The 19,456-nt window shown below is 43.5% G+C and carries 20 protein-coding genes; 10 read left to right on the top strand and 10 right to left on the bottom strand.

The window, feature by feature from the left end; all coding sequences use genetic code 11:
- The first annotated feature begins 15 nt into the window (after positions 1-15).
- From V7K46_RS21770 to V7K46_RS21750, 5 genes are all read left to right on the top strand, one after another.
- Positions 16-1,014, top strand: coding sequence for an SDR family oxidoreductase (locus V7K46_RS21770; RefSeq protein ID WP_335116723.1), 999 nt, complete (start codon positions 16-18; stop codon positions 1,012-1,014).
- 130 nt (positions 1,015-1,144) lie between these two features.
- The gene (locus V7K46_RS21765; RefSeq protein WP_335116721.1) at positions 1,145-2,062 is read left to right on the top strand and encodes an NAD(+) kinase; all 918 of its coding nucleotides are present in this window, start codon (positions 1,145-1,147) and stop codon (positions 2,060-2,062) included.
- A 321-nt stretch (positions 2,063-2,383) separates the two neighbouring features.
- Positions 2,384-3,070, top strand: coding sequence for a response regulator transcription factor NblR (nblR, locus tag V7K46_RS21760; protein ID WP_335116719.1), 687 nt, complete (start codon positions 2,384-2,386; stop codon positions 3,068-3,070).
- 163 nt (positions 3,071-3,233) lie between these two features.
- Positions 3,234-3,740 (top strand): DUF192 domain-containing protein, encoded by a 507-nt coding sequence (locus V7K46_RS21755; RefSeq protein WP_335116717.1) that lies wholly within the window; start codon positions 3,234-3,236, stop codon positions 3,738-3,740.
- A gap of 509 nt (positions 3,741-4,249) precedes the next feature.
- On the top strand, positions 4,250-4,477 hold the full coding sequence (locus tag V7K46_RS21750; RefSeq protein WP_012410503.1) for a DUF2949 domain-containing protein: 228 nt from the start codon (positions 4,250-4,252) through the stop codon (positions 4,475-4,477).
- 550 nt (positions 4,478-5,027) lie between these two features.
- Here V7K46_RS21750 and V7K46_RS21745 read toward each other — a convergent pair.
- Positions 5,028-6,182: a pyridoxal-phosphate-dependent aminotransferase family protein gene (locus V7K46_RS21745; protein ID WP_335116715.1), complete on the bottom strand. Its 1,155-nt coding sequence runs from the start codon at positions 6,180-6,182 to the stop codon at positions 5,028-5,030.
- 599 nt (positions 6,183-6,781) lie between these two features.
- Here V7K46_RS21745 and V7K46_RS21740 point away from each other — a divergent pair.
- Positions 6,782-6,955, top strand: a complete 174-nt coding sequence (locus V7K46_RS21740) for a hypothetical protein (protein WP_335116714.1) — start codon at positions 6,782-6,784, stop codon at positions 6,953-6,955.
- Positions 6,956-7,857: 902 nt separating this feature from the next.
- Complete coding sequence (locus V7K46_RS21735) at positions 7,858-8,406, top strand: hypothetical protein (protein WP_335116712.1); 549 nt, start codon at positions 7,858-7,860, stop codon at positions 8,404-8,406.
- A 64-nt stretch (positions 8,407-8,470) separates the two neighbouring features.
- Here the strand turns inward: V7K46_RS21735 and leuS are convergent, their stop codons facing one another.
- Positions 8,471-11,089 (bottom strand): leucine--tRNA ligase, encoded by a 2,619-nt coding sequence (gene leuS / locus V7K46_RS21730; RefSeq protein WP_335116813.1) that lies wholly within the window; start codon positions 11,087-11,089, stop codon positions 8,471-8,473.
- A 171-nt stretch (positions 11,090-11,260) separates the two neighbouring features.
- Between leuS and V7K46_RS21725 the strand changes: the two genes are divergently transcribed.
- Entirely contained in the window at positions 11,261-11,716 is a 456-nt protein-coding gene (locus tag V7K46_RS21725; RefSeq protein ID WP_335116710.1) for a gamma-glutamylcyclotransferase family protein, read from the top strand.
- A 13-nt stretch (positions 11,717-11,729) separates the two neighbouring features.
- On the opposite strand, the gene V7K46_RS21720 is transcribed toward V7K46_RS21725, so the two are convergent.
- The 3 genes from V7K46_RS21720 to V7K46_RS21710 all read right to left on the bottom strand — a co-directional run bounded on the left by V7K46_RS21720 (position 11,730) and on the right by V7K46_RS21710 (position 13,675).
- Positions 11,730-12,344 carry an anti-sigma factor family protein gene (locus tag V7K46_RS21720; protein ID WP_335116708.1) on the bottom strand — a complete coding sequence of 205 codons (615 nt, stop codon included), beginning with the start codon at positions 12,342-12,344 and terminating at the stop codon, positions 11,730-11,732.
- A gap of 156 nt (positions 12,345-12,500) precedes the next feature.
- Positions 12,501-13,157: a sigma-70 family RNA polymerase sigma factor gene (locus tag V7K46_RS21715; protein ID WP_334797282.1), complete on the bottom strand. Its 657-nt coding sequence runs from the start codon at positions 13,155-13,157 to the stop codon at positions 12,501-12,503.
- A gap of 368 nt (positions 13,158-13,525) precedes the next feature.
- Entirely contained in the window at positions 13,526-13,675 is a 150-nt protein-coding gene (locus V7K46_RS21710; protein WP_334724397.1) for a hypothetical protein, read from the bottom strand.
- Between the two features lie 279 nt (positions 13,676-13,954).
- Here V7K46_RS21710 and V7K46_RS21705 point away from each other — a divergent pair, with 279 nt between their 5' ends.
- Complete coding sequence (locus V7K46_RS21705; protein ID WP_442939861.1) at positions 13,955-14,926, top strand: L,D-transpeptidase; 972 nt, start codon at positions 13,955-13,957, stop codon at positions 14,924-14,926.
- Positions 14,927-14,988: 62 nt separating this feature from the next.
- On the opposite strand, the gene V7K46_RS21700 is transcribed toward V7K46_RS21705, so the two are convergent.
- The 3 genes from V7K46_RS21700 to V7K46_RS21690 form a co-directional block, all read right to left on the bottom strand.
- Positions 14,989-15,528 (bottom strand): late competence development ComFB family protein, encoded by a 540-nt coding sequence (locus V7K46_RS21700; protein WP_298921257.1) that lies wholly within the window; start codon positions 15,526-15,528, stop codon positions 14,989-14,991.
- Between the two features lie 121 nt (positions 15,529-15,649).
- Positions 15,650-16,585 (bottom strand): M23 family metallopeptidase, encoded by a 936-nt coding sequence (locus V7K46_RS21695; RefSeq protein ID WP_335116704.1) that lies wholly within the window; start codon positions 16,583-16,585, stop codon positions 15,650-15,652.
- A 607-nt stretch (positions 16,586-17,192) separates the two neighbouring features.
- Positions 17,193-17,885, bottom strand: a complete 693-nt coding sequence (locus V7K46_RS21690; protein WP_335116702.1) for a DevA family ABC transporter ATP-binding protein — start codon at positions 17,883-17,885, stop codon at positions 17,193-17,195.
- Here V7K46_RS21690 and V7K46_RS21685 point away from each other — a divergent pair.
- Positions 17,838-17,975, top strand: a complete 138-nt coding sequence (locus V7K46_RS21685) for a hypothetical protein (RefSeq protein WP_335116817.1) — start codon at positions 17,838-17,840, stop codon at positions 17,973-17,975. The genes V7K46_RS21690 and V7K46_RS21685 overlap by 48 nt on opposite strands.
- A gap of 84 nt (positions 17,976-18,059) precedes the next feature.
- On the opposite strand, the gene devC is transcribed toward V7K46_RS21685, so the two are convergent.
- Complete coding sequence (gene devC, locus V7K46_RS21680; RefSeq protein WP_335116811.1) at positions 18,060-19,232, bottom strand: ABC transporter permease DevC; 1,173 nt, start codon at positions 19,230-19,232, stop codon at positions 18,060-18,062.
- On the bottom strand, positions 19,232-19,456 hold a 225-nt coding region (locus tag V7K46_RS21675), incomplete at its 5' end, for a hypothetical protein (RefSeq protein ID WP_335116700.1). The genes V7K46_RS21675 and devC, both read right to left, overlap by 1 nt.

Genomic DNA, 19,456 nt, shown 5'->3' with positions numbered 1-19,456 from the left:
TTTATTACAACCCTCATGACATTATTAATTGTCGGTGCCACTGGCACCTTAGGAAGACAAGTGGCTCGTCGTGCAATCGATGAGGGATATAAAGTACGCTGTCTTGTTCGGAGTAGCAAAAAAGCAGCTTTTCTCAAAGAATGGGGTGCAGAACTCGTACCGGGAAATTTGCGTTACCCCGAAAGTCTAGCGGAAGCATTGTCAGGTGTAACCCAAGTTATTGATGCCTCAACATCTCGCCCTACAGATTCACTGAGTATCAAACAAGTGGACTGGGACGGCAAAGTAGCATTGATTCAAGCAGCAAAAGCAGCGGGTGTAGAGCGTTTTATCTTCTTTTCGATTTTAGATGCTGATAAATACCCAGAAGTGCCGCTAATGGAAATTAAGCGGTGTACAGAACTCTTCCTAGCTGAGTCTGGCTTGAATTATACCATCTTGCGGCTAGCTGGGTTCATGCAAGGATTAATCAGTCAGTATGGGATTCCGATTTTGGAAGCACAGCCAGTTTGGGTGACTGGTAATTCTTCTCCTATCGCCTATATGGACACTCAGGACATTGCTAAGTTTGCTATTCGAGCATTGAGTGTGCCCGAAACGGAAAACCAAGCTTTTCCTGTAGTCGGTACTCGTGCATGGAGTGCAGAGGAAATCATCAACCTGTGCGAACGCTTATCTGGAAAAGATGCCAGAGTAACGCGGATGCCAATAAACTTGCTGCGTACTGTGCGGGGCTTAATGCGGTTCTTTCAGTGGGGATGGAACGTAGCGGACAGGCTAGCGTTTACAGAAGTGTTGGCTAGTGGTAAAGAGTTAAATGCTCCAATGGATGAAGTATACACAGTTTTTGGTTTAGATCAGCAACAAACCACAACCCTAGAAAGCTATCTACAAGAGTACTTCAGCCGAATAATGAAGAAACTCAAAGAGTTAGACTACCAGAAAAATAAAACTAAAAAGCAGAAACCTAAAAAAACTCCTTTTAAACAGTCTTCAAAAGCCAATAGTCAATAGTCATTACAAAACAGACATTAGTCATGAAACTCTAGACTCTGGATATTTGACTCTAGATTAATGACTACATGACCAAAAATGTGTAAGGATTACATAATACAAAGCATCGCCTAAACTTGGATATTTGAGTGTGCCGAAAGCAGGCATTATCTACAATGACGTTAAACCGATAGCGAGTCGTATCGCTATCGAGTTGAAAGACAAGCTAACCGCAGCCGGTTGGAATGTATGTATCACATCGAGTATCGGTGGCATACTGGGCTACTCTAACCCGGATAGTCCTGTATGCCACACCCCCATTGACGGTCTGACACCCCCTGGTTTTGACTCAGATATGGAGTTTGCAGTGGTGTTAGGGGGAGACGGCACTGTTTTAGCAGCGTCTCGTCAGGTAGCCCCCTGTGGTATTCCACTGCTAACAGTGAATACCGGCCACATGGGATTTTTGACGGAAACCTTCCTGAATCAATTGCCCCAAGCACTAGAACAGTTGATGGCGGGTGAGTATGAAATTGAAGAACGAGCCATGCTCACCGTCAAAGTGTTTCGGGGAGATTCAGTGCTATGGGAAGCCCTCTGCTTGAATGAAATGGTGCTGCATCGGGAACCTTTGACCTCTATGTGCCATTTTGAAATTGCCATAGGGCGTCATGCGCCAGTAGATATTGCGGCGGATGGTGTAATTGTTTCTACGCCTACTGGTTCTACAGCTTACTCATTGAGTGCTGGTGGCCCAGTGGTGACTCCTGGCGTACCTGCTTTACAGCTAGTACCCATTTGTCCCCATTCCCTAGCTTCTAGAGCATTGGTATTTCCAGATACTGAATCTGTCAACATCTATCCAGTCAATATTGCTCGACTGGTGATGGTGGTGGATGGTAATGGCGGGTGCTATGTACTACCAGAAGATAGAGTATATATGGAGCGATCGCAATATAGTGCCAGATTTATTCGCCTGCAACCGCCTGAGTTTTTCCGAATTTTACGAGAAAAATTAGGTTGGGGTTTGCCACATATCGCAAAACCAACTTCGGTAGAATTGCCTTAGTTATTGGCCAAACAGGGCATTGTTAAACAAGCAAGGGAGCAAACAGAAAATTCTTCCCCTCTGTTCCTCTGCTGCCATGCCCCATGCTCAAGAAAGCTGATTTCCTTCCAGAATTACTGGTATGGAGATGGTATTTGGAGTTAGTTATTAAGATTGCATCCGAGAATTCGATGGCTGACACTTGAACGTGCTAAAAGATCCTTAGCCACGTGTCAAATCAGGATTGCTCCATCATTACAAACTCGTAATTGCACTTCTAACTGATGTAAAGATTTTCACTGGAATAACTTTACAATCCCAAATCCAATATCCTAAATTGTTATGACAGTTGCTCAAAGTCCCTGTGTTTTGGTGATTGAAACCGATGAGAGCCTAGCAAATCAGCTTACTTGCGATTTGCAAGAAGCCGGCTATGAATCAATTTTGGCTCATGATGCGACGAGTGGTTTGCAACACTGCCGCGATCGCCAGCCTGCTTTAATTGTTTTAGACCGCATGTTAGCAGGCGAATCAGGACTCTCATTGTGTAAAAATCTGAGAAGCACTGGTATGCGATCGCCTGTATTGATTTTAATGGCAAGAGATACAGTCGATGATCGTGTAGCTTGTCTAGAAGCTGGTGCCGATGATTACATCCTCAAGCCTTACCGCTCAGAAGACTTTTTAAAGTTAATTCGCCTCTACTTAAAACCTGATTTGGATACCACGGAGCAATTACGCTTTGGGGATCTGATTTTAGACATCGCAACTCGCCGGGCCATACACAGCGGACGGGCAATTGACTTGACAATGAAGGAATTTGAATTATTAAAATTCTTAATGGAACATCCCCGTGAGGTGTTAACCCGTGAACAAATTTTAGAAAATGTTTGGGGTTATGACTTTCTGGGTGAGTCGAATGTAATTGAAGTGTACATCCGCTACTTGCGCCTAAAAATTGAAGATGAAGGTCAAAAGCGCCTTATTCAGACAGTGCGAGGCGTAGGGTACGTTTTAAGAGAATCCTAGTACACTGTGGTGGAAGTTTGCCTATCTTTAACAAGGAGATTCGTTGCCGCATTCCCAGTCTCAGACTGGGAATACACATTTGGGGGTTACTGCCTCTCACCCCAACGGTTTCTGCCTACAACACTGTAAAATTAAAATCTAAATTACAAAATCAAAAAGAATTATGACTCGTTGGCTAGGTTTGCTCTCGATGTTACTGAGTATTTTTCTGATCGGCTGTTCTGTGCCAACAACAGCTAAACCTCCCACCCTTACGTCTGGTTCTCAAACTCCAGCACCAGAGAATTTAGGTCAAACACTACCAATTTCTGCAAAAGCCATTGTTCCTAATGGCACAACGATTCAGCTAGAAGTGGCGCAGACGTCAGAACAGCAAGCGAAGGGGTTGATGTATCGACCAGCTTTGCCAGATAACCGAGGGATGCTGTTTGGGTTCCCTTCAGCACAACCAGTCAGTTTCTGGATGAAGAATGTACCTGTGGCTTTGGATATGGTATTTCTACATAAGGGTGTAGTTAAATATATTCAGGCTGCTGCACCTCCTTGTGCAAGTGAGCCTTGTCCTACCTATGGCCCCAATACACCAATCGATAAGGTGATTGAACTTCGCTCTGGAAGAGCTGCCGAATTGAAGTTGAAAGTGGGCGATATTGTCAAAATTGAGTTTTGAAACTCCGGCGCTTTGTAAGGATAAAGATTTTGGTGGTTGCTCTGTTCAGAGCCTATACTATCGAAATATATGTTTTTTTTGTAAAAAATGTCACGTATTGTGGTAAAACAGTCATCTGTAACGCTACTATTTAAAAACTGTGATAACAATCTAAAATTCTACTGCCTCCAAGCTGAAATCGCAGTTTTAAAGTTTGGTTGCAAAAATATTCCCTTCGGCGTAAATCTAAATAGTTGCCAATAAGAGAATATAGGCTATGGAATCTTTGTTACTAGATGTGTAATTAAATAAAGCATAAAAGTAAACAAGATTGAGTCAATTTAACTAAGTAAAAATACTGCTCGATAATCTAGCAGATGATTTGTACGGAAATTTCTATTTCTCATACTCTGTATGAAAAGCCTTTCTTTAAGGCAGATTAAATAACTGTGTTGGGGTGTATAGCCGATAACGGCACAGTGACAGATGAAATATTGGCTACTGGCTACCGAGCAATGGTGAACTGATATATGACAATACATTCTGCACAAGGAGGTGAGATACAAATGTCACCATCAAAATATTCTCGACTTATTCATTTCTTGCAAGAAGATTTGGCAATTTCCACAGCATCGCTAGCGGTGGCGCTTCGGCATCGGGAGCAAGATCCAGGCCCTTTGGCAATGATTCTTTGGCAGTATGGGTTAATTACTCTAGAGCAGTTAGAACAAATTTATGATTGGCTAGAGACAGCATAGATCATACCAATTTTGAATTTTGGATTTTGAATTTTGGATTTTGAATTTTGGATTTTGGTAAAGCAGCGCAGTTTTCTCCCTACAGCCCTTCTCTTAAAGGAAGATGCTCTTGCGTTCGGGCATCCTACGGCAGGCGCTAGCGTCTCCCTTGGGAGAAGGGGAGACGCTAGCGCATACGTAGCGTTAACGAGTTAGACGCTTGCGGACTAGCTAACCCTGTACTATCTGGCGTCAGGGATTAAAAGTATCTACCAAAAGGCTGTTACCGGAATCTCAAACAATGCTATTTATGCCAATTTAGGATCATACTAAGTTACCAAAGTTAGTATTGTTTAGTGTCAAATACGCTGTGCGACTGTCTCCTGAGTAAATAATACTATCTAGGGCAAGTTGGTATCATATAGAAGAATTGAAGCTTGTCAGATCAACTCTACCTTGTGTAAAGGTTGATATATAGGTCTATTGACTGTGGCGGTTTCTACTCATTTACATCCAAATCAAAAGAGCGAGTTGATAATTTAACTCGCTCTTTTGATTTAGTGCTCAGTACTCAGGACTGACTAAACACTCTAACTGCTGCCGCTATACCAGATCCAGGGGTAAAGTCTTCGTAGCCAAGTTCTCTTAGGGTAACTTCTAAGGATGCTATACAGCTAAGGATATCGCGATCGCTCACAAAACCCAAGTGACCAATGCGGAAAATTTTGTTACTCAAATGGTCTTGACCCCCTGCTAGGGCAATATCAAAGCGTTTTTTCATCAATGACCGAATCTTATCCGGTTCAATTCCCTGCGGTGCTACAGCCGTAATCGCCGGACTGGCGGAACTATCTGCTGCAAGCAGGGGTAAATTTAATCCTTGAATGGCGGCGCGGGTAGCATTCTTGAGCCGTTCGTGTCGAGCAAATATTGACTCCAAGCCTTCCTCTTTCATAATTCGCAACGTGGTATGCAGCGCTACGATCAAGTTCACAGGCGGAGTAAATGGAGTTGTATTTTTGGCTGTGGCTTTCCGATATTTGCCTAAATCCAAATAATATTTCGGTAGCTTCGCAGTTTTGTAAGCTTCCCAAGCTTTGGAGTTGACAGAGACAAAACCCAATCCCGGCGGAATCATATAACCTTTTTGGGAACCGGAGGCGACGATATCCAAACCCCAAGCATCCACAGGTAGATTGAACGCACCCAAGCTAGTCACGGCATCAACGATAATTAAAGCTTCACCATGTTCTTTGACGTGGCGGTTGATGGTTTCTAGGTCATTCAACACACCCGTCGAGGTTTCGCTGTGGGTAATGATTACGGCTTTGATTTGCTTTTGGGTATCTGCTTGGAGTTTTTCGGCAAATACCTCTGGAAGTAAGGGTTTTCCCCATTCAACCTTAACTTCTTCTACATTCAAACCGTAGGCTTGACCGATTTCTACCCAGCGTTCGCCAAACTTACCATTAGAGCCAACTAAAATGCGATCGCCTGGAGAGAGAAAATTAATTATTCCAGCTTCTACAGCACCTGTACCACTGACATTCAGCGTCAGCACATCACTTTGAGTTTGGTGCAGCCACTTGAGGTTTTCCGTCACCTCTGCCAATATGTTGCTAAATTCACTGGTGCGGTGCCCAATCGGATGCTTGGCTAATGCCAGTAAGGCAGCTTCTGGCACCGGGGTTGGGCCAGGAATCATCAGCATCAGCTTATCGTTCATGTGTCTATCCTAAAATTAAATAGAAGTCAAAATTGTGGGAAGTTGGTTAAGTCTGGTAGCAAATTCTAGATATTTTTTTACAAATTACACTCAGTTTGTCACCAGTCTTGTTGTATATTTTCCGAATTCATAGGAAAAGTATTGTGGGAGTTATTGATCGGTAAGTTTGACCTTTGCAATTTATATGAGACTCCAACTCAGATGAAACCTCTGTTCCAGGCAATTTTACCACACACCTAGATGCCAGGTTAAGGCGTCTGCTCGTAGGGGAGTCGCTATTTTAGCCAAGGGTGAAGCGTCTATCTATACTTTTACAATTTTAGGCACAGGTATGAGAAATTCTTAAATCTTACCTATAATCCGCCTCTGTTGTTTTTATTGAAACACGCAAAATCCTTTTGAATATCGCGGGAATTTTCGGTGAAAAAGCTATGTTTTGCTTCAACCAAGGAAGTAACCGCCTACACTATGCGGAAGACTAGGATGTTACCGTTTGCTAAGAGATAGAAGATACCTGACCAAAACTTTTCAATCTGCTTGGGTCGAAGATTTGTTATTGGATTGCCATTCTCTAAAGAATACCTCCATCTATAGAGGAGGTGACGATTTATTTAAGTCCAAGTCGCTTCGATGCTAATATCCAAGACTTCTCTGGCTTAATCGATGGCGATTCATTTGCCGCTGAAGTTGAGATATTTATGCTACTAATTGCTGCACATTGTGAACCGGCACTCAGTGGTAAGCGATGGCTACGGCAGGCTACGCCTACTTGAAGAAACTATAAGTTTTTATACTATACTTACAAAATTGATACAGTTGTGCTTAGTCTTGTTAGTTACCATTCATAGTGAGTCGTTTTTAACTAGTGTCAGTTCATAAACTGTCACTCACTAGATCCCCGGTTTTCTTGCAGAAGAGATATTCTTAGTTAGTGCAAGGAGTGATACCATTTCACCACATGTTTGTCACAAGTTATCCCCGCAATACTCCCTGTCAAGGGAGTGTTGCAGATTTCAAATGTTGCATCAGACGAGTGAGTTGGTATAAGCTTTTACGGGAAAGCGCTTGAGTGAGCAAAACTCTCAAGCGCTTTTTCGTGTATAAATAAAACAGTCGTACTCTCTGGACGCTCGGATAGATGTTATTAAATACACATATGCCAGAGAAAGAAACTACTGTTACAATACTTCTTGCAACAGATATTTCATGACTTTAACATCCCTACAGAAGAATTAAAAAGTGACTCCTATAAGACTCTCTAGGCAGAGCAGATAAACTAGCAAGACGCGCCATATACGCTTTGGAAATGCACAATAACAACAGTACCGAGAAAGCCAACAAGTGGTATATTAATCAGACTGCTATCCAATGTCTCACAGGTAGCAAGCCTGCCACAATTAAAGAAATTTTACAGACTTGATGACCACAACGCCAAACACGATTTAAATCCTTACAATAACCGCAAAGGCAATGGTCGCAAAATTGATTTAGAAATCGATTTAGTACCACTTGTACGAAACGGGCAAGATATGATTTAGTATGATTTAGCAATGTGTACTCTCCGTCTAAGACTAACGTTTAGCAGATTGTTGGGAGATGTCAGGATATCAAATTCGGTCTGCTACTCTCTCAATAGACTTTGTATATTGTTCAGGCATTAGGAAGAACAAACACGATGAAAAGAGTTATCTTAGGGTTCTTACCCTGGATCATTTATTCTGTGTTGGCAAATAGAGGGGAGAGTGGTATACTCCACGGGGCAATTATTGCACTCGTGCTGACGTTCATTCTTGGACGTGAAAATTTACGTAAAGGCTTCATTTTAGATTGGTGTACGGTTGTCTTTTTTGCCTTCGTTCTAGTTGTGGGTGTTTACTTGCGGCATCCTTTCATTACGCAACATCCAGGACTTTTTGCTGACGGTGCCTTGGCAGTGATTGCGATTGGTTCCTTACTTGTGGGTATCCCATTTACGATTCAGTATGCCCGTGAGCAAATTACTCAAGAACATTGGAATAGTCCTATTTTTATTCGTGTGAATCAGATTCTTACCCTGACCTGGGGGATTGCCTTTGCGCTGAGTGCATTGATCAGTTGGCTGCTGCCACTCAACGTTTTTACAATTCTACACATTGTCCTGGTTGCGATCGCTATCTTGGTGACGATACGCTTCCCCGCTTGGTATCGCAATCGGGCATTAAAAAATAGGAATACAGAGTTATGAATTCAGATGTGATTTAGCAATGGTTGGTCAGCATGAACGCCTACCGTGTTCTCTTCCTCTACTCTTAGCTAACTACAAAATTTACTAACTTTCCAGGCACCACAATCACCTTTTTAATCTCTTTACCCTCAAGGTTACGCTGGGCAACTTCTGATTCACGGGCGTACTTCTCTTGCGCTGCCTTATCTGCTTGCGCTGGCACTTGAATTGTGCCGCGAGTTTTGCCATTAATCTGAATCACTAAAGTGATTTCATCAGCTACCAAAGCAGCTGGGTCAAATGATGGCCAAGTTTGAGTGTGAACTGAATCAGTTTCACCCAATAAATGCCATAATTCATCAGCAATGTGTGGTGCAAAGGGTGCTAGCAATAGCACCAAATTCTGAATACCTTCTGCGTAAATTGGTGAATTTTTGCTGCTGGCATCCGTTAAAGCATTACTCAACTTCATCAATTCTGAAATAGCTGTGTTGAATTGATATTCACCTTCCACATCTTCAGTCACCGCTTGAATAGCCGTGTGAATTGCCCGCCGCAATTCCTTTTCTGCCTTAGTTAAATCAGATTGGGCTTGCTTACGGGATACCCCAGCCGCAACATAATCTGTTACCAAACGCCAAACCCGATTTAAAAAGCGGAATTGTCCTTCTACATCGGCTTCATCCCATTCCAAGTCTTTTTCTGGCGGCGCTTTAAATAAGATGAACATCCGCGCTGTGTCTACACCGTATTTGGAAATTACATCTTCTGGCGCTACACCGTTACCCTTTGACTTAGACATTGTGGCATAGAGACGTTGTAATGGTTCGCCTGTTTGAGGGTCACGAGGGTCGGCTGAATTTACTAGATTAGAAGGAATCCATTTATCTTTACCGCCCTTGTTGGGATTTAGGTAAGTTAAACCCTGTACCATACCTTGAGTTAACAGGCGTTGGAAGGGTTCATCAAAGTTCAGCAACCCTCTGTCCCGCAACACTTTAGTAAAAAATCGCGAATACAACAAATGTAAAATCGCGTGTTCAATCCCACCTACATACTGATCAACTGGCATCCAGTCATTAATTTTACTGGAATCAAAAACCTGTCGTTCATTCTTAGCGTCAGGGAAGCGTAAGAAATACCAGGAGGAATCTATAAAAGTATCCATCGTGTCAGTTTCTCGCTTTGCTGGAGTGCCACAAGTCGGACAAGGCACATTTACCCAGCTTTCTAACTGACTTAAAGGTGAACCGCCACGTCCAGAAAATTCCACCTCTTCTGGCAACTGAACTGGCAAATCTTTATCAGGCACTGACACTATCCCACAGTTGGGACAGTGAATTACAGGTATTGGTGCGCCCCAGTAACGCTGCCGCGAAATTAACCAATCCCGCAAGCGATATTGCACCCGCACTTTACCAAAACCTTGTTGTTCGGCGTATTCAATTATCGCTTGTTTAGCATCTGCGGAAGCCATACCAGTAAAAGGCCCAGAATTAATTAAAATTCCTGGTTCAGTGTATGCCTCGTTATAGTCAATTTGGATGAGTTGTGTGACTTCATCTATATCTGATGTTGGACTTAAGTCAAAACCTGCAACATCATCTGGGGAAGCTATGACAAAATCAATTGGCAAATCGTAATTTTTGGCAAACTTAAAATCCCGGACATCGTGTGCTGGTACACCCATCACTGCCCCAGTACCATACTCATACAGTACATAGTCAGCAATCCAAATAGAGACTTCTTCTGCTGTAAACGGGTTAATTGCCACCCCACCTGTGGGGATACCCCGCTTAGGTTTGTCTTCAGCAGTCCGTTCCAACTCACTTTGATTGGAAACTTCTTTAATAAAGACTTCTACCGCTGCTTGTTGTTCTTTTGTAGTGACGCGTTTTGTTAAGGGATGTTCTGGTGCTAACACTAAGTAGCTGACACCATAAACGGTATCTGGACGTGTGGTGTACACGCCGATTTTTTCATCTATCCCAATGATCGGAAATTCTAAGTAAGCGCCTGTAGATTTACCAATCCAGTTTGCCTGCATCAACTTGACGCGTTCCGGCCAACCTGTCAATTTATCTAAGTCATTCAGCAATTCTTCAGCGTAGTCAGTAATCTTAAAAAACCACTGCCGCAATAATTTGCGCTCAACTATTGCCCCACTGCGCCAAGAACGTCCTTCGTTATCAACTTGCTCATTTGCTAGTACAGTTTGGTCAATGGGATCCCAGTTTACTGCTGCTTCTTTTTGGTAAGCTAACCCAGCTTGCAAAAACTGCAAGAAAATCCATTGCGTCCACTTGTAATAATCCGGTGAACAGGTAGCAAGTTCACATTCCCAGTCGATGGATAAACCAAGACGCTGCAATTGCTGCCGCATCTGGGCAATATTCTGATAAGTCCACTTTGCTGGCGGCACACCACGGTCAATGGCAGCATTTTCTGCCGGCAACCCAAAGGCATCCCAACCCATTGGGTGTATTACCCGATAGCCTTGCATTCGCTTGAGACGGGCAATCACATCGGTAATCGTATAATTACGGACGTGACCCATGTGTAGGCTGCCCGATGGATAAGGGAACATGGATAAAGCGTAAAATTTTGGCTTGTTGCTAGCTGTAGGTGTCTGATCTAAGCCAAGTTCTACCCATGTTTTTTGCCACTTTTCCTCAATTGCTGCTGGGTTATATCGGGAATCCACCAAAAAAATTCTCCTACTGGGTCTGTCTAGGTTAACCTGCTATGTCAACCTGCTAGGTTAACCTATATTGTAGGTCAACTACTCACAGATTTATATAATTGAGCGTCAACCTGATTATGCCCGAACTACTAGTGTTTCAGGTATAGCAAGAATCATTTGATGAAGGTTTAAATGGTTGAATCAAATATACAATTTTCCGATTTGGTGCGGGTTTTTGTCTACGGCACACTCAAACCAGGTGAAGCTAACTATAAAAAATACTGTGCTGACAAAATAATAGATGTTAAAAGAGCTTTTGTACAAGGTAAATTGTTTGCTTTGCCAATGGGCTACCCAGCGATGACGCTAGGGGATAGCCAAGTTTACGGATATTTACTCTCTTTTTCCAACCCAAGGATTTTGAATGATTTGGATGTGCTGGAAGATTACCAGCCCACTAGACAACCACCAGAAAACCTCTATAATCGACAAATTATCGAGGTTTATCAGCCACAGTCGCTCTCTCTGGGTTGGGCTTGGGTTTATTTGATGACTCTAAACCAAGTTGACCAATTAGGAGGATTCCTCCAACCTGATGGCTGGTGGACAGGCTGTGGTTTAACAGCAAAGTACAGTTATGATCTGTGAACTGTTAATGGAATTAGTTTATATCCTGTTTAGAGTCGTGCCGTTGCGGCTGTACCGGATAGATTGGATTTTCTGGAGAAGCTACTGCTGCTTTAGGAATTTCAATTACTGGGTTATTTAGTCCCACCATCAGTGGGGAAAGTGGAACCATAGACGCTGATGACGTTTGTATCGGTTCTATTTCTGGTCGTTGTGCCAGTTGCGGCGGACTCGAACCACCAGATACTAAGCCAGATACTGCACCGATTACACAAGCAGCAATGGCTGCACCTCCCACCATCCAGTTTAAACGGGAACGGCGGCGTAAACGTGTGAATACTTGCTGAACTGTTGCTTCTGGTGACTGTTGGGCTGTTGGCACTGGGAGAGTCCGCAAGCCTTGGCGCAGCTTTAAGAGTCGGGCATACAAGCATTGAACTGAGGCATCATTTGCCAGCCATTCTTCTACTTGCCTGCGTTCAGTGGCTGTGACTTCACCATCGAGATAAGCACTCAATAACTCGAAGCGATCGCGCTTCACCATATCCATAAGACCCGTTGATTCATTGGTATGCTTGGCCATTCCATCTGACAAATCTTGAGGAAGTTTCAAAGGAGAACGGTCGTAAAACTGAGAATCAGTAGTCATCTTAACATTATTACCAATTTAAACACAGGTAAACTGGACGGAAATTCGGAAAATTTAGCCAATTTTCCTCCTAAGGGCAGAGGCAATCTACATTTTTGTGGTAATTCTTAATCAATACTCAAATTCTGCCATTGGGCAGAGGCAAGATGCTGTAAATTAGGAGTCTAGATAATTCTGCAAGTGAGCTTGCAGCCTCGATCTAGCTCTGGCAATTCTTGATTTCACAGTTCCTAATGAAACTCCAGTGATTTCGGCAATTTCTTCGTATGCCATGCCTTCGATTTCTCTGAGGACAATGGTAGTACGAAAGACTTCTGGTAAATCCGCGATCGCTTCCCGCAATTGCTCGTAAAATTCTCTAGTTGTCAGTTCTTCTTCAGGACCTGGGGTATCGCCGGCGATTTCCCAATCCATCTCGCCGTCATCTAACAAGCGGGGAGCATCCAGTGACAAAGGACTCATAACCCGCTTGCGTTTACGCAACTCATCATAAAACAAGTTGGTGGCAATGCGGCTTAACCAGCCCCGAAATTTAGCAGGCTCTTGTAATCGGTTAATATTCCGATAGACTCGAATCCAAACTTCTTGAGCCAAATCGGCTCTGTCAGCCCAATCTGGAGCCAGGTGGTATAGAACTTTATCAACTTGACTTTGATAGCGACGTAATAGTTCTGCAAACGCAGCACGATCTGGTCGCAGTCCCGCTTGACAGCGCAAAATTAAATCGTGATTAGGGAGTTTGTCAACTTGCACTGATGCTTCTGGATACTTTGCATCAACCGTTGACCAGGATACAGTAATCGACTGACTCATAGATCGTACTGGCTCTAAATCATCCCTATCTATTAGACCTGCTAATGGGACAGAAGTTCCATGCTAAGGTGACGGATTTATGACTGGAACACTGAAGCATACAATTTTGGATACATTTATAGCAATAAGGAGAGCAACTTTTTCCTTATACTATTCGCATAGTTGCCCTTGCACCCATCAACTAACAAAGGCGCAGCAATATGCACGTTTTGGTCATTTTAGCAACTGGGTATATACGCTTGATAAAAATAATTAAATCTGGTTATAAGGATGAAGATAAAAATTTTGTAATTCTAACTTCTTGATAGCTTTAAAATTCAAGCAATAATTTCTGGAAGTTGGCTTGCTGTGGTTACTATAATGGTGATTTATTTTTTTGATTTTATTACCAGAATAGTTGCTGATTGTTCTGGTTGTGAACCGTAGGTAGCACCATTTTGTTGCTCTGGTACGCGAACTTGAAAAAATAAATTGAGGGAAAATGTAATTGTGACTGCTAGCAATAGTTTTTCAAACATGGTTTTTCTCCCACCTACACCATTAATGATTGATTGCTACATTTCAAAGGTTCCACCAGAAAGTCCGAGTATTGGCTTACAACCCCCAGAACTTTGGAGGAATGAGGTTGGTCACTTGGAGTTTTGCTGCTGGGACAATTTGCATAGTCTTAGTTTGCCCAGAGGTGTTGGCAGATTTATATCGGAAATGATAAGTATTGATAAATTTTTGATAATCGGATGATGAACACATCCAATTGCTCGGCTGGATATGTCAGGGATAAACAATAGGCGATGGCAATGGTAAGAAACGAATCTGTAGGGCGGATGGTAATGTTGCTCTGTTTTGGCACAGCATTTTTATCTTTAGCTGTCCATTGGCGCATTACTACGGCCCAAGGGCAGTCTGAGAAGTCTGCATTTAGTTCGATGCGGCGAGATTCTACCCTAACCAATCCTAAGGGAAGCCGCTCAGAGAAAGTCTACAAGAATGTTTCACAAGTGAGTTTAGGGGAAATTGCGCTGGGTGCATCTGTGCCAGTTGGTGAAGTTACCCAAGGCTCAACTCCTCAGAGGGCGTTTACACCAAAGTCCTCTGCTATTAAGCCTCAAACTAAATCGAAAATAATTAAGAAGAATGTAGCGAAAGCAACTGATAGAGGCACAATTGTTCGGAAGACACCTACACTCAGGTCTGCTGCTATTAAGCCTCAAACTCAGCCTCAAATAATTAAGAATGATGTAGCTGAAGCAACCGACCTACCAACTAAGACGCGGCTGGTGGCGCAAGCAGAAAGACAAAATCCAGTTGCGGATAGTTGGCCAAAAGCTCTATGGTCTCAGGCTTCAGCCCAACAAATACCTTCTAATAGGCTGGCTGATGCCAAGACGCAAGTAATGGTTGATTTAAGCGATCGCCGCACCTATGTATACGCAGGAGATGAGGTCATAGCCAGCTACCCAATTGCTGTAGGTAAGAAAGGTTGGGAAACGCCCACAGGTTCTTTCCAGGTGATCCACATGCGACACTATCCAATCTGGCGTCACCCGATCACTGGTAAAGTATTTCAGGCTGGTACGGATAGTCCTTTGGGAGACAGATGGATTGGTTTTTGGTCAGATGGAAGGAATGAAATTGGCTTTCATGGCACACCGGATATTGGCCTGGTAGGAACGGCTGTATCCCACGGCTGCTTAAGGATGCGTAATTCTGATGTCCGATTGTTGTATGAGCAAGTGAGTTTAGGGACAACAGTGTTAGTGCGTGATTGATTAATTAAGAGTCCTTTGTCCTTTGTCTAAAACTCCTGACAAATGACTAATGACTCTTAAAGTTATAATTTTTGCTCAAAGTTAGGTGCGTATGTCTGGAGTAAAGCACTAACTTGACGTACAACCTCATTGCCAGTGTTTTTGCCTAAGGCTTGCCGTTCTGGGAAGAAATGGGGTCGATCAAGGTAACGGTTAATTGCCTCACTTACTTGCTGAGAAATTAACTCTTGCAGTTGTGCCCGAGCCGTTTGGCGCTGAAAGGTAGCACCTTCTTCTGTAGTAGCATACAAAGGTGGTAGCCGATTGAGAGCGTAAGCAGCAATATCGCCGACATCTAGAGAACTTTCGCTGGTGGCTTCAATTTCTGCGACTCGGGCGATCGCTTCAGTTAGTACCAATTCTTCCATGACGTTAATGAATTGTTTCCGAGGTACCGCCACTACCTCACCAGTCAATAATGCTCCCATCAGCCGATCGAGTGCCATATACTCTTCAATTGAGAGTTCCGAGGCATTGTCACAGATTCTACCGACTTCTGCTTCCATTGCTGGTGTTAAATAACCATCCTGGAGAGCTTGTTCTACAATTTTTTCGATACTCATAACGCTGATCATCATTTATGTTAGCAAAGCTTGGTAGGGACGGTATCAATCCAATTTCTTTTGCCTAATTATCAGCAAAAAAAACACAAATTATGCACAGACGCGATCAATTCCGCCTCTACTAGTTAACGACCTTAGTCCGCCAAGGTGTTGGATCAACAGATTGTCCGTTGACATATAGACCCCAGTGTAAATGTGGCCCTGTGGCAGCACCCGTGGAACCCACTGCGCCAATTAGTTGACCAGCTTTCACAAAATCACCTTCTTTAACGTTAATACGACTCAAGTGCATGAAAATACTGATTACGCCTTGACCGTGGTCAATGCCAACTACATTACCGTGAACCCGAAACCCTTGGGATACCCTACCTACCAAAGCAACTCGCCCAGCGGCTGGGGCAATCACGGGTGAACCGGCAGCACCAGCGTAGTCAAGACCACGATGATAGTAGTCTTTTGCAAATGTACCATTATAGTAGCGACGTACACCATAGTTTGTACTCATCCGCCCAGCATTTGGCTTCAGAAATACTCCATTCCAATACTTTTGTGGTGTTTGTAGTGCCTTGAAAGCTGCCACCCGTTTTAGTTCATATTCTGTGGCATCCACTCCGGCTTTGCCAGGTGGCAAAGTTATGCGCTGTATAGGAAATTTACGATTTAGCACATTCACTGTCAAGTTTTGCACCTGACCATCCGCTGCAACCCGAAGTGGTCTAGTTCCAGCTTTTTCTAGTGGAGTTGTGGGAACAAAAGCCCGATACTGATTGGGGGCTATTTTAAAGGCTGGGTATGTATTTTTACCACTGGCTACTGTTGGATTTGTACCATTCTCCTGATGATCTAGATTAATCTCCACTGAGAGCGTATCTCCTAATTTAGGTTTAGTTGGAGTCACCTTTACTTGTAAAGCATCTACAGGCAATGCCAAGGTGAGAGGGAGAACAGCAAATATTCCCTTTAACACATTTATTGCACGGCGATTAGGTGTCAAACTTTTGACATCAAAACCGAGCAACTTATTGTTTGAATTATCAGCGCGATTCTCAGTAATCATAGAGCTATAAAAAATACCTTGCTTGGTTTGGAAAATAGACTAGCTTATTTCTAGTAGTGTTTCCTGTTTGAAGCAAATGTTGTTGAAAACCATAGATTTTGGGAAATCGTCTAGGGACTTATGGAGAGTACAGGGGTAGGGGTAGGAGACAAGGGAGAATGATTTGTAACTGTAATTTAATGAATTGATATTAACTTTAATAACCAAGGTGTATTATATTGTCAATGATCTCAAAACTTAATTAGTATACTGTAGCGTCAGTTTGCCTACTCTAATTACCGTTTATATACTTATAACAGCTTTTACTGATCTTGAAATAGGGTGTAAAATAGCAGCGATTTTACCTAAAATTTCCTCGTTTTGAGTTCTGATCTGGAATAATGGAGTAAAAAGCTCGACGTTCCGAGTTCTGAACTGGAGTAATGAACGCTTTTGAAGCTCACACCACTTGAAGTGGCGTGATTCCTACTCCAACGATCTTTGCCTGGATTACTCCAGGACTTATACCAATTCGCTATGAAGATACACTTAATCTTTATTAAAGGAACCGCCCTTTGGGTGACGCTCGTTGCGCGGCATCGTCTCCCTTTGGGAGAGGACTCATCCTCTAAGCTGGTAGTTTTAATTTTGACTTGAGCTTACCATCTTCCATGTGAAGGATGCGATCGGCAATGTCTAGGATGCGGTTGTCGTGAGTAACCATCAAGATGGTACAGCCTTGTTCTTTTGCCAGTTTGTGCATGAGATTGACTACATCTCGTCCTGATTGACTGTCAAGGGCGGCGGTGGGTTCATCCGCTAAGATAATTTGAGGATGACTGACTAAGGCGCGAGCGATCGCTACTCTTTGTTTTTGTCCCCCAGACAGTTTATCAGGATAGTAATGCAGGTGATTTCCTAATCCTACCTGCTCTAGCATCTGGGCTGACCTAGCTAGCATCATTTTTAACCCAAGATGTTTGTGCAATTCCAAAGCCATTTTGACGTTTTGCAGTGCCGTTAAACTACCATGCAAGTTATGTGCTTGGAAAATATAACCGTTACGGCGTCGCGCCTGCACTAATTCTTCAGCACTAGCACCACAAAGTTCACGTCTCAACACCTGCAAACTACCAGATTGGGTAGAACGCAACCCACCTACTAAGGTCAGCAAGGTAGTCTTTCCAGAACCAGAGGGCCCGGTCATAATAATAATTTCACCGGCGTTAATCTCTAAGTTGATGTTAGATAGAACTTGCTTTCGGAGTGAGGCGTGACCAAAGTAGTGGTCGAGATTACGGATGGAGATGACGGGAAGCATATTTGGGGAGTGGGGAGTGGGGAATGGGGAGTGGGGAATGAGGAATGGGGAATGGGGAGTGGGGAATGGGGAGTGGGGAATGAGGAATAGGGGATGGGGAGTGGGGAATGGGGAGTGGGTAATGGGGAATTGTCAGTTGTTTTTCACTACTCCCTACTCCCTACTCCCCTAGTTCTAAAACATATCAGCGGGGTCGGTGGCTTGGAGTTTGCGGGTGGCGATCGCACCAGAAATTGCACACATAATGATAGTCAGCACTAATACCTGCAATGCCCGAATCACAGTCATGTACATGGGCAAATTTGTAGCTGTGCGAGTCAGTTGGTAAAGTGCTAAGGACACTCCCAATCCGGGGAAGAAGCCCAGTGCTGCCAATATCAACGATTCTTCAAGCACCACACCTAGCAGGTAATAATTGCGATATCCCATTGCTTTGAAGGTGGCGTATTCCCGAACATGGGCATTTACATCGGTGGAGAGGACTTGATAGACGATAATCACGCCCACCACAAACCCCATCGATACACCCAGGCTGAAAATAAACCCAATTGGGGAATTTGTTCTCCAAAAGTTGTTCTCAAATTCAATAAATTCGGCGTGGGTTAAGACTCTGACATCATCTCTCAGGTAGGCTTTGAGCATTGCTGCCACTTTTTTCGGGTCATAGCCTGGTTTAAGAAGAATCAAACCTAGACTGACACTACTTGACTGTCGCCCGGAATATAGCCGCAAAAAGTTTTGATCGCTGGTAATCAGGTTGCCATCAGAGCCAAAGGAAGCCCCGACTCGGAATAAGCCGCTAATGGTAATTGTGCGCCGTTCTATTTCGGTGGTTAGGGTTTTACCTTGATCAATTTGAGCGATCGCTTTTTGATAATCTCCTCTTGCACCGCGATCAAACAAAACGGTATCTGGCAGCTTAATTTTCTGCAATTGCTGGTTAACATCCGCTAAGTCAAAGGCTGGCTTGTCTGGATTAAAGCCAATAACTAACACCCCCGTCTCACGATGTGTTTGGGGATTCTTCCAGATTGTATTGTTGAAATACATTGGTTCTGCCGACTTTACCCCTGGTATATCCATTGCTTGATAAAGTCGCCGACGAGAAAATGTAGACAAGCTTGGCAAGTTACGGGCTTGGGGACTGGTTAAAACAATGTCTGCTTGCAAACTGCGATGCAGTCTGGTGTTACTGTCATACAGCGCAGTCTGAAAGCCTAGCTGCATAAACATGAGAAGATCCGCAAAGGCAATACCTGACAATGCCACTAACAAACGGCTTTTTTCATAGTTCAGTTGCAGCCATCCTAGAGGGGTTCGTCGTCGCAGTTGTTTAATTAATCCCATCATAAGAAGTGGAGGGCAGGGGGCAGGGGGGGCAGGGGAGAGTTAAAACTGGATTCATCCACCTCAGATACTCGTTCATCCACCTCGAAGACTCGTTCATCCACCTCGAAGACTCGTTCATCCACCTCGAAGACTCGTTCATCCACCTCAAAGACTCGTTCATCCACCTCAAAGACTCGTTCATCCACCTCAAAGACTCGTTCATCCACCTCAAAGACTCGTTC

The sequence above is a fragment of the Nostoc sp. genome, assembly GCF_036917395.1.
Lineage (GTDB): Bacteria > Cyanobacteriota > Cyanobacteriia > Cyanobacteriales > Nostocaceae > Nostoc.
The sequence above is the reverse complement of the archived record's forward strand: the minus strand, read 5'-3'. Positions and strand labels throughout refer to the sequence as shown.

Coding starts and splice junctions, on each gene's coding strand:
- V7K46_RS21770 (WP_335116723.1), top strand. CDS start 16: ATGACATTATTAATTGTCGGTGCCACTGGCACCTTAGGAAGACAAGTG.
- nblR (WP_335116719.1), top strand. CDS start 2,384: ATGACAGTTGCTCAAAGTCCCTGTGTTTTGGTGATTGAAACCGATGAG.
- V7K46_RS21720 (WP_335116708.1), bottom strand. CDS start 12,344: ATGACTACTGATTCTCAGTTTTACGACCGTTCTCCTTTGAAACTTCCT.
- V7K46_RS21705 (WP_442939861.1), top strand. CDS start 13,955: ATGGTAAGAAACGAATCTGTAGGGCGGATGGTAATGTTGCTCTGTTTT.
- V7K46_RS21695 (WP_335116704.1), bottom strand. CDS start 16,585: ATGATTACTGAGAATCGCGCTGATAATTCAAACAATAAGTTGCTCGGT.
- devC (WP_335116811.1), bottom strand. CDS start 19,232: ATGGGATTAATTAAACAACTGCGACGACGAACCCCTCTAGGATGGCTG.
- V7K46_RS21725 (WP_335116710.1), top strand. CDS start 11,261: ATGGTTGAATCAAATATACAATTTTCCGATTTGGTGCGGGTTTTTGTC.
- V7K46_RS21700 (WP_298921257.1), bottom strand. CDS start 15,528: ATGAGTATCGAAAAAATTGTAGAACAAGCTCTCCAGGATGGTTATTTA.
- V7K46_RS21735 (WP_335116712.1), top strand. CDS start 7,858: ATGAAAAGAGTTATCTTAGGGTTCTTACCCTGGATCATTTATTCTGTG.
- V7K46_RS21750 (WP_012410503.1), top strand. CDS start 4,250: ATGACAATACATTCTGCACAAGGAGGTGAGATACAAATGTCACCATCA.
- V7K46_RS21745 (WP_335116715.1), bottom strand. CDS start 6,182: ATGAACGATAAGCTGATGCTGATGATTCCTGGCCCAACCCCGGTGCCA.
- V7K46_RS21710 (WP_334724397.1), bottom strand. CDS start 13,675: ATGTTTGAAAAACTATTGCTAGCAGTCACAATTACATTTTCCCTCAAT.
- V7K46_RS21715 (WP_334797282.1), bottom strand. CDS start 13,157: ATGAGTCAGTCGATTACTGTATCCTGGTCAACGGTTGATGCAAAGTAT.
- V7K46_RS21690 (WP_335116702.1), bottom strand. CDS start 17,885: ATGCTTCCCGTCATCTCCATCCGTAATCTCGACCACTACTTTGGTCAC.
- V7K46_RS21755 (WP_335116717.1), top strand. CDS start 3,234: ATGACTCGTTGGCTAGGTTTGCTCTCGATGTTACTGAGTATTTTTCTG.